13 protein-coding genes are annotated in these 14,162 nt (G+C 61.2%); 9 read left to right on the top strand and 4 right to left on the bottom strand.

All coding sequences use genetic code 11. The annotated features are described in order from the left end of the window. The first annotated feature begins 28 nt into the window (after positions 1-28). Genes cobU through GOX63_RS15635 form a run of 4 tightly spaced genes read left to right on the top strand, consistent with a single transcriptional unit; the run spans position 29 to position 3,625 of the window. Positions 29-550 carry a bifunctional adenosylcobinamide kinase/adenosylcobinamide-phosphate guanylyltransferase gene (cobU, locus tag GOX63_RS15650; protein ID WP_170327137.1) on the top strand — a complete coding sequence of 174 codons (522 nt, stop codon included), beginning with the start codon at positions 29-31 and terminating at the stop codon, positions 548-550. Next, positions 547-1,125: a histidine phosphatase family protein gene (locus GOX63_RS15645; RefSeq protein ID WP_170327138.1), complete on the top strand. Its 579-nt coding sequence runs from the start codon at positions 547-549 to the stop codon at positions 1,123-1,125. The genes cobU and GOX63_RS15645 overlap by 4 nt, the downstream gene beginning before the upstream one ends. A gap of 58 nt (positions 1,126-1,183) precedes the next feature. Next, positions 1,184-2,068: a glutathione S-transferase gene (locus GOX63_RS15640; protein ID WP_170327309.1), complete on the top strand. Its 885-nt coding sequence runs from the start codon at positions 1,184-1,186 to the stop codon at positions 2,066-2,068. A 45-nt stretch (positions 2,069-2,113) separates the two neighbouring features. Beyond that, entirely contained in the window at positions 2,114-3,625 is a 1,512-nt protein-coding gene (locus tag GOX63_RS15635; RefSeq protein ID WP_170327139.1) for a YifB family Mg chelatase-like AAA ATPase, read from the top strand. Here GOX63_RS15635 and gshB read toward each other — a convergent pair. The 3 genes from gshB to rsmI all read right to left on the bottom strand — a co-directional run bounded on the left by gshB (position 3,622) and on the right by rsmI (position 5,846). After that, positions 3,622-4,554 carry a glutathione synthase gene (gene gshB, locus GOX63_RS15630; protein ID WP_170546336.1) on the bottom strand — a complete coding sequence of 311 codons (933 nt, stop codon included), beginning with the start codon at positions 4,552-4,554 and terminating at the stop codon, positions 3,622-3,624. The genes GOX63_RS15635 and gshB overlap by 4 nt on opposite strands. 61 nt (positions 4,555-4,615) lie before the next feature. Beyond that, a complete protein-coding gene (locus GOX63_RS15625) occupies positions 4,616-4,987 on the bottom strand; it encodes a YraN family protein (RefSeq protein ID WP_170546333.1) in 372 nt (123 codons plus the stop codon). 1 nt (position 4,988) lies between these two features. After that, on the bottom strand, positions 4,989-5,846 hold the full coding sequence (gene rsmI, locus GOX63_RS15620) for a 16S rRNA (cytidine(1402)-2'-O)-methyltransferase (RefSeq protein WP_170546330.1): 858 nt from the start codon (positions 5,844-5,846) through the stop codon (positions 4,989-4,991). 88 nt (positions 5,847-5,934) lie between these two features. Here rsmI and GOX63_RS15615 point away from each other — a divergent pair, with 88 nt between their 5' ends. Genes GOX63_RS15615 through murJ form a run of 3 tightly spaced genes read left to right on the top strand, consistent with a single transcriptional unit; the run spans position 5,935 to position 11,424 of the window. Further along, positions 5,935-7,107, top strand: a complete 1,173-nt coding sequence (locus GOX63_RS15615; protein WP_170546327.1) for a penicillin-binding protein activator — start codon at positions 5,935-5,937, stop codon at positions 7,105-7,107. A gap of 7 nt (positions 7,108-7,114) precedes the next feature. After that, the gene (locus tag GOX63_RS15610) at positions 7,115-9,886 is read left to right on the top strand and encodes a [protein-PII] uridylyltransferase (protein ID WP_367647211.1); all 2,772 of its coding nucleotides are present in this window, start codon (positions 7,115-7,117) and stop codon (positions 9,884-9,886) included. Next, positions 9,883-11,424 carry a murein biosynthesis integral membrane protein MurJ gene (gene murJ / locus GOX63_RS15605; RefSeq protein WP_170546321.1) on the top strand — a complete coding sequence of 514 codons (1,542 nt, stop codon included), beginning with the start codon at positions 9,883-9,885 and terminating at the stop codon, positions 11,422-11,424. The genes GOX63_RS15610 and murJ overlap by 4 nt, the downstream gene beginning before the upstream one ends. Here the strand turns inward: murJ and GOX63_RS15600 are convergent, their stop codons facing one another. Next, complete coding sequence (locus tag GOX63_RS15600; protein ID WP_170546318.1) at positions 11,425-12,111, bottom strand: rhomboid family intramembrane serine protease; 687 nt, start codon at positions 12,109-12,111, stop codon at positions 11,425-11,427. Positions 12,112-12,197: 86 nt separating this feature from the next. Between GOX63_RS15600 and trpS the strand changes: the two genes are divergently transcribed. Both trpS and GOX63_RS15590 read left to right on the top strand, forming a co-directional pair. After that, positions 12,198-13,226 (top strand): tryptophan--tRNA ligase, encoded by a 1,029-nt coding sequence (gene trpS, locus GOX63_RS15595; RefSeq protein WP_170327147.1) that lies wholly within the window; start codon positions 12,198-12,200, stop codon positions 13,224-13,226. A gap of 58 nt (positions 13,227-13,284) precedes the next feature. Next, complete coding sequence (locus tag GOX63_RS15590; RefSeq protein ID WP_170546315.1) at positions 13,285-14,148, top strand: branched-chain amino acid aminotransferase; 864 nt, start codon at positions 13,285-13,287, stop codon at positions 14,146-14,148. Positions 14,149-14,162 lie beyond the last annotated feature (14 nt).

Genomic DNA, 14,162 nt, shown 5'->3' with positions numbered 1-14,162 from the left:
CGAGCGGATCACATGAAAGGTAATTATAGTGTATCCGGATTTAACCTTTGTGCTGGGCGGCGCGGCCTCGGGCAAGTCGGCATTTGCCGAGCAACTTGTTGTTTCATCAAGAAAAAATCTGATATATCTCGCCACATCACAAGTGTTTGATGACGAGATGCGCGACAAGGTGCAGCGCCACATCGCCCAGCGCGGCGAAGGGTGGGCGACAGTCGAGGCCCCCTTGGATCTTGGTCCGGCTTTGGGCGACCTGACCCCTGAGCATATCTGCCTGATCGACTGCGCGACCATGTGGCTGACCAACCACCTGCTGGCTGAAAACGATCTGGAGGCGGCTCAGACAACACTATTGCAGGCGTTGCGCGCCTGCCGCGCGCCCATCGTGATCGTCTCGAACGAAGTCGGGCACGGCATCGTGCCAGACAACGCCCTGTCCCGCCGGTTCCGCGAAGCGCAGGGGCGGCTAAACATTGCTCTGGCGGCGCAGGCCGATTTGACGGTGCAGGTCACCGCGGGTCTGCCGCTGGTTCTGAAAGGACAGTTACCGTGACCCGCCTGCACCTTGTGCGTCACGGACCGACCCATGCAAAGACCATGGTCGGCTGGTCCGACATTCCAGCCGATCTCAGCGATGAGGCTGCCATTACGCGTCTGCACGACCATTTGCCCGAAGGCGCTCTGGTTATTTCATCCGACCTGTCCCGCGCTGTTGATACGGCCTCGGCCATTCAAGGCACACGCCAGCGCCTGTCGCATCACCGTGACCTGCGCGAGATTCATTTCGGCACATGGGAATTGCGCGGATTCAAAGACATTGAGGCCGAAGACCCCGACCTTGCCTTTGCCTATTGGGACAACCCCGGCGATGTGCGCCCACCCGAGGGAGAAAGCTGGAACGAGGTACGCGAACGTGTCGATGCCGTGATCGACCGCCTGATCGCCGACCATACCGGGCGCGATCTGGTCATTGTTGCCCATTTCGGTGTGATTCTGACGCAGGTCCAGCGCGCCCTTGATATCTCGGCCTATGAGGCGTTCAGCCACCGGATCGACAACCTCTCGGTCACAGATATCACCCATCATGGCAACCGCTGGTCGGTGGGGCGGATCAATCACCTCCCGTGATCATACCCCGCACAAATCACTGATTTACTGATTGATCATACCACGCCATCGTTACGGCATGACCTATGATTTGTTTATCGGAGACCGCCTGTTTTCCAGCTGGTCCATGCGCGGCTGGTTGATGCTGGAAAAGTTTGGCCTGCCCTATCGAAACCACATGATCGGCCTTTATTCCGGCACCATGGCCGAGGATATGAAAGCCCTTGCCCCTGCGCGCCTCGTGCCCGCCCTACGCCTGCCCGACGGTACTGTCGTGGGCGAAAGCCTCGCTATGGCCGAGACCCTGGCCGAACGCCACCCCGAGGCCGGGATGTGGCCAAGGGATGCTACGGCACGCGCCACCGCCCGGTGGCTCTGCGCTGAGATGGTAGCCGGGTTCAACGCCTTGCGCGGAGAATGCCCGATGCAGCTTCAGCACTGCTGGCAGGGGTTTGACCCATCCCCCGAGACGTTGACCGATCTGGACCGGATCGAAACGCTCTGGGCCCATGCGCGCGCTGTATCCGGTGCAGAAACCGGTCCGCTGTTCGGCGATTATTCTCTGGCGGACGTTTTTTACACGCCAGTTGCCGCGCGGATTATCGGGTATGGATTGCCGGTGTCCGAGGCAAACCGCACCTATTGCCTGGAACTTCTGGCAGACACACCGGTTCGGCAATGGCGCGCGATGGGGCTGACCGTGACGTATGATCCGTTTCCCTATGCGATGAACCTGCCATCGCAACCCTGGCCAATCGGCGGGCCTTCGGACGCAACCCCTGTCGAAGACGGTCCCTCAGTCAACGCCACATGCCCCTATTCCGGCAAACCAGTCACGCATTTTCTGGAATTGAACGGGCGGCGTTGGGGGGTCTGCAACGCGTTCTGCCGTGACAAAACCGTCGCGGACCCGGGCGCGTGGCCAAAATTCACCGCAATGAGAGAAGCCGTTAACGATTCTTAAACCACAGCCATGGCAGCAACGACCTGTTAACCAAAAAGGTCGTTCATGGTCGCCCGTTCTCATACCGTTGCTTTCCAAGGGGTCGATGCCCGCCCGGTCGAGGTGCAATGCGCCGTCTCACCGGGCCTGCCCGCCTTTTCCATCGTCGGCCTTCCCGACAAGGCCGTATCCGAGGCTCGCGACCGCGTCCGCAGCGCGCTAAGCTCAATGGCCATCGCGCTGCCATCGAAACGGATCACCATCAACCTGTCCCCCGCCGATCTGCCGAAAGAGGGCAGCCATTTCGACCTGCCCATCGCGGTGGCGTTGCTGTCCGCGCTGGAAATCATCCCACCCGATGCCGCCGAAGGGTCGGTTTCACTGGGCGAGCTGTCTCTGGATGGCTCCTTGGTCCCGGTCGTCGGCGCCCTGCCCGCCGCCATGACAGCCGCGGCCGAGGACCGCACGCTGCTGTGCCCCAAAGCCTCCAGCACCGAGGCAGCTTGGGTCGACGCCACGCAGGTAATCGGAGCCGGGTCGCTGGGTGATGTGGTACGCCATTTCTCGGGCCAATCGCCCCTGCCTGCTGCTCAACCCGGTGAGGTGAATCTTACCCCAAGCGCGCGGGATCTGCGCGATGTGAAGGGACAGGAACGCGCCAAACGCGCGTTGGAAATCGCTGCCGCCGGGCGTCACCACCTGATCATGATCGGCACGCCGGGGTCGGGTAAATCCATGCTGGCCGCGCGCCTACCCGGAATTTTGCCGCCACTGACCCCGACAGAGGCACTGGAAACCTCAATGATCCAATCCCTGTGCGGATTGCTGGACGAAGGTGGCATCAGCCGCACTCGCCCGTTTCGCGAGCCGCACCACACGGCCTCGATGGCCGCTATCGTCGGCGGCGGCAAGGGGGCGAAACCGGGGGAAATCTCACTCGCTCATAATGGCGTTCTGTTCATGGATGAATTTCCCGAGTTCCCACGCACCGTGCTGGAAACCCTGCGCCAGCCGATCGAAACAGGCGAGATCATGGTCGCCCGCGCCAATGCCCATGTGAAGTACCCCTGCCGGTTCATGTTGGTGGCCGCCGCCAATCCCTGCAAATGCGGGTATCTGACCGACCCCGCCCGCGCCTGTTCGCGCGCGCCGGTCTGCGGCGAGGATTATCTGGGCCGCATATCCGGCCCGTTGATGGATCGGTTCGACTTGAGGATTGAGGTGCCGCCGGTCGGGTTCACCGACCTTGATCTACCGCCTTCGGGTGACAGTTCTGCCACTGTGGCGGCGCGCGTCGAAGCGGCTCGTTCCATCCAAGCGGACCGTTTCGCTGGCACGACGACCCGGCAAAACGCCGATGTCGAAGGCAATGTGTTGGAAGAGATCGCCGCCCCTGACACCGAGGGCAAAGAGCTGCTGCTGAAAGCTGCCGAGCGTTTCGGCCTGTCGGCCCGCGCTTTTCACCGCATTCTGCGGGTGGCGCGGACAATTGCCGATCTGGAGGGAGCGCCGGATGTCCGACGCCCGCATGTGGCCGAGGCGCTGAGCTTTCGCATCAGCGCCAAGGTCGCGGCTTAAAGCTTGGCCTCGATCGCCTGCCAGATCTTTTCGGCGATGTTCACGCCGTCGAACCGCTCCAGTTCCTGAATACCGGTCGGAGAGGTCACGTTGATCTCGGTCAGGTAGTCGCCGATCACGTCGATCCCCACGAAGACCTGTCCTTTTTCCTTCAGCAACGGACCAATCGCAGCACAAATCTCAAGATCACGCTCGGACAGGCTGATCTTTTCAGGACGGCCACCCACATGCATATTCGAGCGTGTTTCGCCCGCGGCGGGCACCCGGTTGATCGCGCCGACGGGCTCTCCGTCCACGAGAATCACGCGTTTGTCGCCGTTGCTGACATCGGGCAGGAATTTCTGAACAATCAGCGGTTCGCGCGAGAAACCGGTGAACAGCTCGTGCAGCGAGGTCAGGTTGCGGTCGTTCGCATCCAGTCGGAACACGCCCGCACCACCGTTGCCATAAAGCGGCTTCAGGATCACGTCGCCGTGCTTTTCCTTGAACGCCTTGATCGTCTGAAGGTCACGCGCAACCGTTGTCGGAGGCGTCAGGTCCGGGAAATCCAGAACCAGCAGTTTTTCCGGGTAATTGCGCACCCAGAACGGATCGTTGACCACCAATGCCTGTCCTTTCAAACGGTCCAGCAGGTGGGTCGAGGTAATGTAGTGCATATCGAACGGAGGGTCCTGACGCAGCCAGATCACGTCGAAATCGGCCAGATCAACTTCACGCTCAGGCCCCAGCTCGGCTGGGTTGCCCGCCACGCGTTGCACCTTCATATCGTGGCCGCGCGCGGTGATACGCCCTTCCTGATAGGCCAGTTGGTCGGGCCCGTAGAAAAACAGCGAATGCCCGCGCGCCTGCGCCTCTTCGGCCAGGCGGAAAGAGCTGTCTGCATTGATATCCACGACCCCGATCGGGTCCATCTGAAAGGCGATGTTCATGGCGTGTCCCTCAGTTTCACGCCAGATACATGGCCCAGCGGGGCCATGGGTTCAATGGGGGTCAGGCCTGACCAAAGGCGTTTTCGATGATTTGAACAGCCCCCGAGGCGTCCACTAGGGCCGCATCAAACCGGACATTCGTCAGTTGTCCGCCCGGCTGCGTTTCCAGAAACTGCGCGGCAGAGGCACAGATCCGGTCCATCTGGCGGCGGCTGATCCGGGCCGCGGCCGCCTCTAAACTGGTGCTTTTCTTGACCTCGACGAAAACGACGCCGTCTGCATTGCGGGCGATCAGATCGATCTCTCCCCCGGCCCCGCGCCAGCGATGATGCGCGATTGAGAACCCGCGCCGTTCGTATTCGGATGCGACCTGCTGTTCCGCCGCCTGTCCGGCGTTATAGGAAACCGAACTTCGGACGGAACGCGCGGTCATGTCACCCCTTTCCCAGTTTCAGGGCCTTCTGATAGATCGGACGACGCGGCAGTTTGTACATTTCCGACACCAAATCCGCCGCATCCCGCACCGAATGCGTTTCCAAGGCCCGTTTCAATGCCTCTTCTACGTCGGATTCGTTAACAGTTTCCGAATGTCCGCGGGCCACAAGCAGGACGATCTCACCTTTGACCGTCTGCCCTTGAAGGTCTGCCGCCAGTTCGCCCAGAGACCCGCGCCGGACCTCTTCGAACTTTTTGGTAAGTTCGCGGCACATCGCGGCGGGGCGGGCTTCTCCCAGCACCTCGGCCAGATCCGACAGGCAGGCCGCGACACGTTTCGGCGATTCGTAGAACACCAGTGTCCCGGGCACGTCACGCAGCGCCTCGATCCGTGTTCGGCGGGCACCTGTGGCATTGGGCAAGAACCCAGCAAAAAAGAACGCATCCGTCGGCAAACCCGCCAAGGTCAGCGCCATCAAAGCCGCCGACGGTCCCGGCGCGCAGGTCACCACATGCCCGGCCTCAGCCGCCTGCCGCCCCAGATCATAGCCGGGATCAGCGATCAGTGGCATTCCGGCCTCGGATGCGTAGGCGACTGATTTTCCTTCGCTCAGCGCGTCCAGAATCTTGCCGCGTGCACCCGCGCCGCTGTGGTCGTGATAGGCCAGGATGCGCCGCCCTTCGAGGGGGACGCCATGAATCTCCATCAATCGGCGCAAGCTGCGGGTGTCTTCGGCGGCAATCACATCCGCCGAGGCCAGCACGTCCAACGCCCTGAGCGTGATATCGCGCGCCGTTCCGATCGGAGTGGCAACAAAATACAGGCCGGCGCCCAATCTGACTTTTTGGAAATTCAAAGCTGGACCCTCACAGCGTGACGTTTATTATCGCGGCGCAATAGATTGGTGGTACCCCAAGCCGCCGGGACAGGGAGTTTTCATTCAGATGTTTACCGTTTGCAAGCCCGTTCGCAAACTGGCGCGTACCGCCGCCGTACTGGCAACCGCAGCATTTCTGGCCGCTTGTGAGACAACCGGCATTGGCGGCGGGCCTTCGATCAACACTTCCGAACCTGTCCCCGTCGCCTTGCTGGTGCCCGCCGGATCGGGTCAGTCGGGCGATGCAGAACTGGCGCGCAGCCTTGAAAACGCAGCCCGTCTGGCGATGGCCGACCTGCAGAACGTCAAGATTGATCTGCGTGTTTATGACACACGCGGCAGCTCGAATACGGCCGCCGAAGTTGCGCAACGGGCGGTCGCCGACGGAGCCAAAATCATTTTGGGGCCGGTCTATGCGCAAGCGGCAAATTCCGCAGGCCTGGCCGTGCTGAACAACAACGTCAATGTGCTGTCCTTCTCGAACAACACCAGCATCGCTGGCGGCAACGTGTTCGTGCTGGGGCCGACATTCGACAACACAGCCAATCGGCTGGTCAGCTTTGCCGGGTCTCAGGGCAAGAACGGGATGGTCATCGTCCACAGCAACGATGCTGCCGGTCGGCTGGGCCAGAGCGCCATTGCCAATGCAATTGCCAGCAGCCGTGTGAACAACGCGGGCTCGATTGGCTATGATCGGTCGCAGCAAGGCGTGATCAACGCAGTTCCAAATGTCAAAGCCACCGTGGACGCGTCGGGCGCGGATTCCCTGTTCCTGACGGCAACCACGGCTGGTGCGTTGCCGCTTTTCACCCAGTTGTTGCCCGAAGCGGGCGTTTCTCCGGCGAACACGCAATTTATTGGCCTGACACGCTGGGATATCCCACCGCAGACACTGGACCTGCCGGGCGTACAGGGCGGCTGGTTCGCGTTGCCTGATCCATCCAAGGCGCAGGCCTATCGCCAGCGGTACAACAACACTTATGGTGAAGCCCCGCATCCGATCAGCGGCCTGGCGTATGACGGTATCGCAGCCATCGCCGCTTTGGTCAGCCAGGGCAAATCCAACGCGCTGACCGCCTCGGCGCTCACACAGAACGCCGGTTTCCAGGGCGTCGGCGGCATCTTCCGCCTGCGTCCGAACGGTACGAATGAACGCGGTCTGGCAGTCGCCACGATCCAGAATAAACAGGTAGTAGTGATTGACCCTGCCCCACAAAGCTTCACAGGCGCCGGTTTCTGATCAACCGGTGCTGACACTCACCCCGAAGGGTGAGTTGATTTGCCCGGCCGATGAAATATTCGACAGCGCCGCCGTCATGGCGCAGCTGTCGGAAGCCTTCGACAAGGCCTCGGACAACGGCGCACGGCGGAATGAGACTGTGCGCATTCTGCGTGACGCCCAGAAAGCCGGGCGTCAGGCCATTGCCGATGCCTTTGCCAAGCGCCCCTTTGACGCGCGGCCGCTGACCCATTCCTACACCTACCTGACCGACGGCCTTGTCTGTACGGCGATGCAGGTGTCCAGCGAAGTTCTGCACCCTTTGGCCACGCCGACCCAGGGGGAAAAGATCGCCGTGATAGCAGTTGGAGGTTATGGGCGGGGTGAGATGGCTCCGGCTTCTGACGTCGACCTGCTGTTCCTGACGCCTTACAAGATCACCGCCTGGGCCGAGAGCGTGATCGAATCCATGCTGTATATCCTGTGGGATTTGCGGCTGAAGGTCGGCCATTCCTCGCGCACCATCAAGGACTGCCTGCGGCTGGGCACCGAGGATTTCACCATCCGCACCGCGATGCTGGAACAGCGGTATCTGGCCGGGGATAAGGAACTTGGGGCTGAACTGGACACCCGTCTGAAATCCGACCTGTTCAAGGGCAGCGAGCGGCAATTCATCGAAGCCAAGCTGCAGGAGCGCGACGAGCGTCACCTGAAGCAAGGCCAGCGCTATATGGTCGAACCAAATGTCAAAGAGGGCAAGGGCGGGCTGCGCGATCTGCAATCGCTCTATTGGATCGCGAAATACATCTATGGCGTTCAGGATGTGGCGGAATTGGTGCCGCTGGGCCTGTTCACACCGGACGAGTTCGAGACCTTTGTGAAGGCCGAGGATTTCCTCTGGGCGGTGCGGTCACACCTGCATCTGGTCACCGGGCGCGCCACGGAACAGCTGACCTTTGACATGCAAGTCGAGGTCGCAGCCCGCATGGGGTACGAGGACCGCGCCGGACGTCGCGGCGTCGAAGTCTTCATGCAGCGCTATTTCCGTGAGGCCACGCGGGTGGGGGAGCTTACGCGCATCTTTCTGACCAAGCTTGAAGCGACCCATATGAAGGGTGCCGCCCTGCTTGAACGCATCTTTCGCCGCCGCCCCCGCGTGAAAGCCGGGTACCAAGTGGTACATGGCCGTCTGGACATCGCCGACCCTGATACATTTCTGGCCGACAAGCTGAACCTGCTGCGCCTGTTCGAAGAAGGATTGCGGACGGGCATGCTCATCCACCCGGACGCAATGCGGCTGGTCACGGCCAACCTGCACCTGATCGACGAAGAGATGCGCGAAAACAAGGAAGCGCAGCGTATCTTCCTTGATCTGATGCTGAAACATGGCAACCCCGAACGCGCCCTGCGGCGGATGAATGAACTCGGGGTTCTTTCGGCCTTTTTGCCCGAGTTCGAACACATCGTGGCGATGATGCAGTTCAACATGTATCACAGCTATACGGTGGACGAGCACACCATCCAGTGCATCGTGAACCTGAACCAGATCGAACGCGGAGAGCTGGTGGAATCGCTGCCACTGGCCTCGTCGATCCTGAAAGGCGGCGTCAATCGCAAGGTACTGTATGTCGCCTTGCTGCTGCACGATATCGCCAAGGGGCGGCCCGAAGATCACTCGATCCTCGGCGCGCAGATCGCCCGCAAGGTTGCGCCTCGATTGGGTCTGAACAAGGCGGATTCGGAAACCGTGGAATGGCTGGTGCGCTATCACCTGCTGATGTCGGATATGGCGCAAAAACGCGACATCTCGGACCCGCGCACGGTGCGCGATTTCGCCAAGGCAGTGAAAACGGTCAAGCGGCTGGACCTGCTGACGGTGCTGACGGTTTGCGACATTCGTGGCGTCGGACCAAATACGTGGAACAACTGGAAAGCCACCCTGCTGCGCGCCCTGCACGCCGAAACCAAACGTGCGCTTGAGACCGGGATGGAGGACCTCAACCGCGCCAATCGTGGTACCGAAGCCAAAAAGGCCCTGCGCGCCGAACTGGCTGAGTGGTCCAAAGCCGACCTCAAGGCCGAGACCGGGCGACATTATCCGCCCTATTGGCAGGGTCTGAACCTGTCGACCCATGTTGAATTTGCCGAGATGCTGCGGACGCTGGAACATAGCGGCGACCCGGGTGAGATGGAAATCCGCCTGCATCCCGACGAAGACCGCGACGCCACGCGGGCCTGTTTCGCGATGGGCGACCATCCGGGGATTTTCGCACGGATCGCGGGGGCTCTGGCCCTTGTCGGGGCCAACGTGGTGGATGCGCGCAGTTATACCACCAAGGACGGTTACGTGACCGACGCATTCTGGATTCAGGATGCCGAAGGCCACCCGTTCGAAGCCAGCCGCCTGCCGCGTCTGACCCAGATGATCCACAAGACGCTGAAAGGGGAGGTCGTCGCCCGCGAGGCGCTGAAATCGCGCGACAAAATCAAGAAGCGCGAGCGCGCCTTCAACGTGCCGACCCATATCACCTTCGACAATGACGGGTCCGAGATTTATACGATCATCGAGGTCGATACCCGAGACCGCCCCGGTCTGCTGTATGATCTGACGCGCACGCTGGCCGCGGCCAATGTCTATATCGCCAACGCAGTGATCGCGACCTATGGCGAGCAGGTGGTGGACACGTTCTACGTCAAGGACATGTTCGGACTGAAATACCATTCGGAAAGCAAGCAGCGCACGCTTGAAGGCAAGCTGCGCAAGGCCATCACCGAAGGCGCCGAGCGCGCGGCCTCATGAAGCAGATCCGGCTGTTTTCAGGCCTGTTCACGGTCGGGTTCTGGACTCTGGCCAGCCGTATTCTGGGCTTCCTGCGGGAAATCCTGCTGACCGCCTATATCGGGCCGGGGCCGGTTATGGATGCCTTTGTCGCCGCCTTCCGCCTGCCCAACATGTTCCGCCGCTTCTTTGCCGAAGGCGCGTTCAACGCGGCCTTTGTGCCGATGTTCTCCAAACGGCTGGAGGGGGATGAAAACGCCGAGGGCTTTGCGCAGGACGCGTTCAACCTGCTGGCCGTGGCCGTTCTGGCGCTGGTCGGGCTGGCGATGGTGTTCATGCCCGCTTTGGTCTGGATCACCGCCGAAGGGTTCTATGGCGACGAACGGTTCGATCTGGCGGTCGATTATGGCTATGTTGTCTTCCCCTACATCCTGTTCATGTCGCTGGCGGCGTTGTTTTCGGGCGTTCTGAACGCCACCGGACGCTTTGCTGCCGCCGCCGCTGCACCCGTATTGCTGAACATCTTTGCCTGCACCGCCCTGATTGCCGCGGCGGCAATGGGCGGCGATGTGATCCGGTGGCTGATCGCCGTCATACCGCTGGCGGGTATCGCGCAGCTGGCGCTGGTCTGGGTCGCCACCGAACGCGCCGGTATTCGCATCCGCCCCGGCCTGCCGAAACTCAGCCCCGAAATGCGCCGCATGGTGCGCATCGCTGTTCCCGCAGCGCTCGCTATGGGCGTCACGCAGGTCAATCTGGTGGTGGGGCAGTTGGTGGCCTCGAAAACCGAAAAGGCGGTTAGCTGGCTGTTCGCGGCGGATCGGCTGTATCAATTGCCTTTGGGAGTGGTGGGCATTGCGGTCGGTATCGTGCTGCTGCCCGATCTGTCGCGACGTCTGCGGGCCGGGGATAAGGACGGTGCCCGCAACGCCTTTTCCCGCGCCGGAGAGTTCACGCTGTTGCTGACCATCCCCTCAACCGTGGCTTTTGTGGTACTGCCCAACCCGATCGTCTCGGTCCTGTTCGAGCGCGGCCAGTTCAGTGCCGAAGACACCACGGCCACGGCGCTGGCGGTGGCTGTCTATGGCATCGGACTGCCTGCCTTCATGCTGCAAAAACTGCTGCAACCTCTGTTCTTCGCACGCGAGGATACGAGGTCCCCGTTCCACTATGCCATTGTCGCTATGATCGTGAATGCCGGTCTGGCCTTTGGCCTTTATCCTCTGGTGGGGTGGATTGCCCCTGCCATTGCGGCCTCGACCGCCGGGTGGGCCATGGTCGCGTTGTTGGCCATTGGTGCACGCCGCATGGGCGAAGAGGCGCGGTTCGATGCCCGCTTCAAACGCCGGGCATGGCGCATCGTGGCGGCATCGTTGGGAATGGGCGTTGTGCTCTATGCCGCCATTCACCTGTTCGGCTGGACCTTCCAGCTGCCCGGCTGGCGCTATCTGGCGCTGATCCTTCTGATCAAGGTTGCTGCGGCCAGTTATTTCTTCCTCGGCCACCTGTTCGGCGCGTTCGAAGTGTCCGAATTCAAAAAGGCCCTGCGCCGCTCATGATCAGTCGCGGCGGATACGCCGCACGATCCGTGCCCAGCCGCCCGGGGCCAGTATGAAGGATAGACCGAACCCGGTCACAAACCCGCCCAGATCGGCCACCCAGTCCGAGGTGCCTCCGAAAATCAGACCAAAGACAAGCTGAATGCCCATCAGTGCCGCGATCAGACTAAAGGCGCGGTGTTGGTTTTCGCCGACCAGTGACAGCTGGCGCCACAACAGCCACGTGAAGGCACCAATCAGCCCATAGACAGGAGGGAACCCCCCGACCAGCGGATAGCTGGGGTCCAACAGCAGCGCATAAGCCAGCGCGCCGCCCACGCCGGACAGCACAAAGATGACAAGCATCTGGAACCCGCCAAAGACCTCGGCCACCATTTTGCCCATGGCCAGCAGGAAAACGCAGACAAAGACGGCCTGCGTGAAGTTGCCGGATACGAACGGGTAGGTCACGAAACGGATTACATGTTCAAACGGCCAGCGCCCGTTCTCGATCATCCAGTTGAAGATGTCGGGCGAGAAGGAATAGCTCTGCAACGCATCCAGCCGCCAACCCACCGCCGATGGTCCGCCGACCAACCCGCGCGCGCCAAGGGTGAAGGCTATCTCGATCCCAATGATGAACAGCACCAAAGCCATCACAACGGGCGGCAGAGGGTTCACGGCGGGTGTATAATTCTCACTGCTCATTGGGCTGGCCTTTCGCGGCTGTTGACGTCCCTTGGCCTCATGGGTAAGCGACGGGGGCTGATTTTTCCAGACGGGAGTTCCCTTCGATGACCGAGACCCAGTTCACACCGCGCGTGTTTTCCGGCATCCAGCCTTCGGGAAACCTGCACCTTGGCAACTATCTGGGTGCGCTCAAGCGGTTCGTGGATATGCAGCAGCCTGATATGGAGACCATCTATTGCATGGTCGACCTGCACGCGATCACCGTCTGGCAGGACCCCAAGGAACTGGCACATTCGACGCGTGAGCTTTGCGCGGGCTTCATCGCCGCCGGGCTCGACCCGGAAAAGTCGATCCTGTTCAACCAAAGCCAGGTGCCCGAGCACGCCCAACTGGCGTGGATCTTCAACTGCGTCGCCCGCATGGGCTGGATGCAGCGGATGACCCAGTGGAAGGACAAGGCGGGCAAAAACCAGCAGAACGCCTCGCTGGGCCTGTTCGCTTACCCTTCGCTTATGGCCGCCGACATTCTGACCTATCACGCGACTCACGTACCGGTGGGCGACGACCAGAAACAGCACCTTGAGCTGACCCGCGACATCGCGATCAAGTTCAACCATGATTATGGCGTCGACTTCTTCCCGATCACTGAACCTGTGATCGAAGGGGCCGCGACGCGTGTCATGAGCCTGCGCGACGGGTCCAAGAAGATGTCGAAATCCGACCCGTCGGACATGAGCCGCATCAACATGACCGATGACGCCGACACGATCGCCAAGAAAATCCGCAAGGCCAAGACGGACCCGGATGCTCTGCCCTCGGAGCTCGATGGCCTAGAGGACCGCCCTGAGGCACGCAATCTGGTAAACATCTACGCCGCGCTCAGCGACCAGACGGCCGAGCAGGTTCTGGCCGATGTCGGCGGCAAGCAATTCGGTGAATTCAAACCGATGCTGGCCGAGCTGGCGGTTGCGAAACTGGCACCGATCTCGTCTGAGATGGCCCGCCTGATGGGGGAACAGGCCGAGATTGACCAGATTCTGGCCAAAGGCGCGGAAAAAGCGCGGGCGATTGCCGCCCCGATCCTGCAGCAGACCTACGAAATCGTGGGCATGGTTGGTGCAAAACAGGGCTGATTGCTCTGGACCTTACCTCACCGCCTTCCTAGGTTTGCGCAAAGCTTGGGAGGGCGTCATGGCAGTCGGCAAGAACATCCGCACCTATTTCGAAGGTCAGTGGCATGACGGGAACGCCCCGATCATGCGGGCCGCCGACCATGGATCATGGCTGGGATCGTCGGTCTTTGACGGCGCGCGTTATTTCGAAGGCATGGCCCCGGATCTTGAGGCGCACTGCGCCCGCGTAAACCGGTCCGCCGAGGCGCTGATGCTGACGCCCAGCGTAACCACTGAACAAATGGTCGAGATCGTTCGCGAAGGGTTGCAAGCGTTTAGCCCCGACTCAGCCGTTTACATCCGCCCGATGTACTGGGGAATCGACGGCGACGCGACTGCCATCGTTCCCCTGGAAAACAGCACCGGCTTTGCGATCTGTCTGGAAGAGATTCCGATGGCCCCCGAAACCGCATCGGTCACGCTGGGATACACGCGATTCCGCCGCCCGGTTCTGGAATCCTCGGTGGTGAACGCCAAGGCCGGCTGCCTCTATCCCAACAACGCACGGATGCTGCAAGAGGCCCGCTCGAACGGGTTTTCCAACGCGCTGGTTGCTGATGCCCTTGGCCATGTAGCCGAAACCGCAACCGCAAATATCTTCATGGTCCGCGACGGCGAGGTGTTCACCCCCACCCCCAATGGCACCTTTTTGGCCGGTATCACCCGCGCGCGCCATATCAAGAACCTGCGCGCCGACGGCGTGACTGTGCACGAAGCCATCCTCAGCTTTGACGATTTCCACAAGGCGGATGAGGTCTTCATGACCGGCAACATGAGCAAGATCACCCCGGTCACCGCGCTGGAGGACACCCAATATCAGGTCGGCCCCGTCGCCCGCCGCGCACGCGAGCTGTATTGGGATTGGGCAACCAGCACGCGTTAGGCTCTGGTTGCCAG

This window comes from Ruegeria arenilitoris, from assembly GCF_013031355.1.
Classification (GTDB): Bacteria; Pseudomonadota; Alphaproteobacteria; order Rhodobacterales; family Rhodobacteraceae; genus Ruegeria; species Ruegeria arenilitoris_C.
The sequence above is the reverse complement of the archived record's forward strand: the minus strand, read 5'-3'. Positions and strand labels throughout refer to the sequence as shown.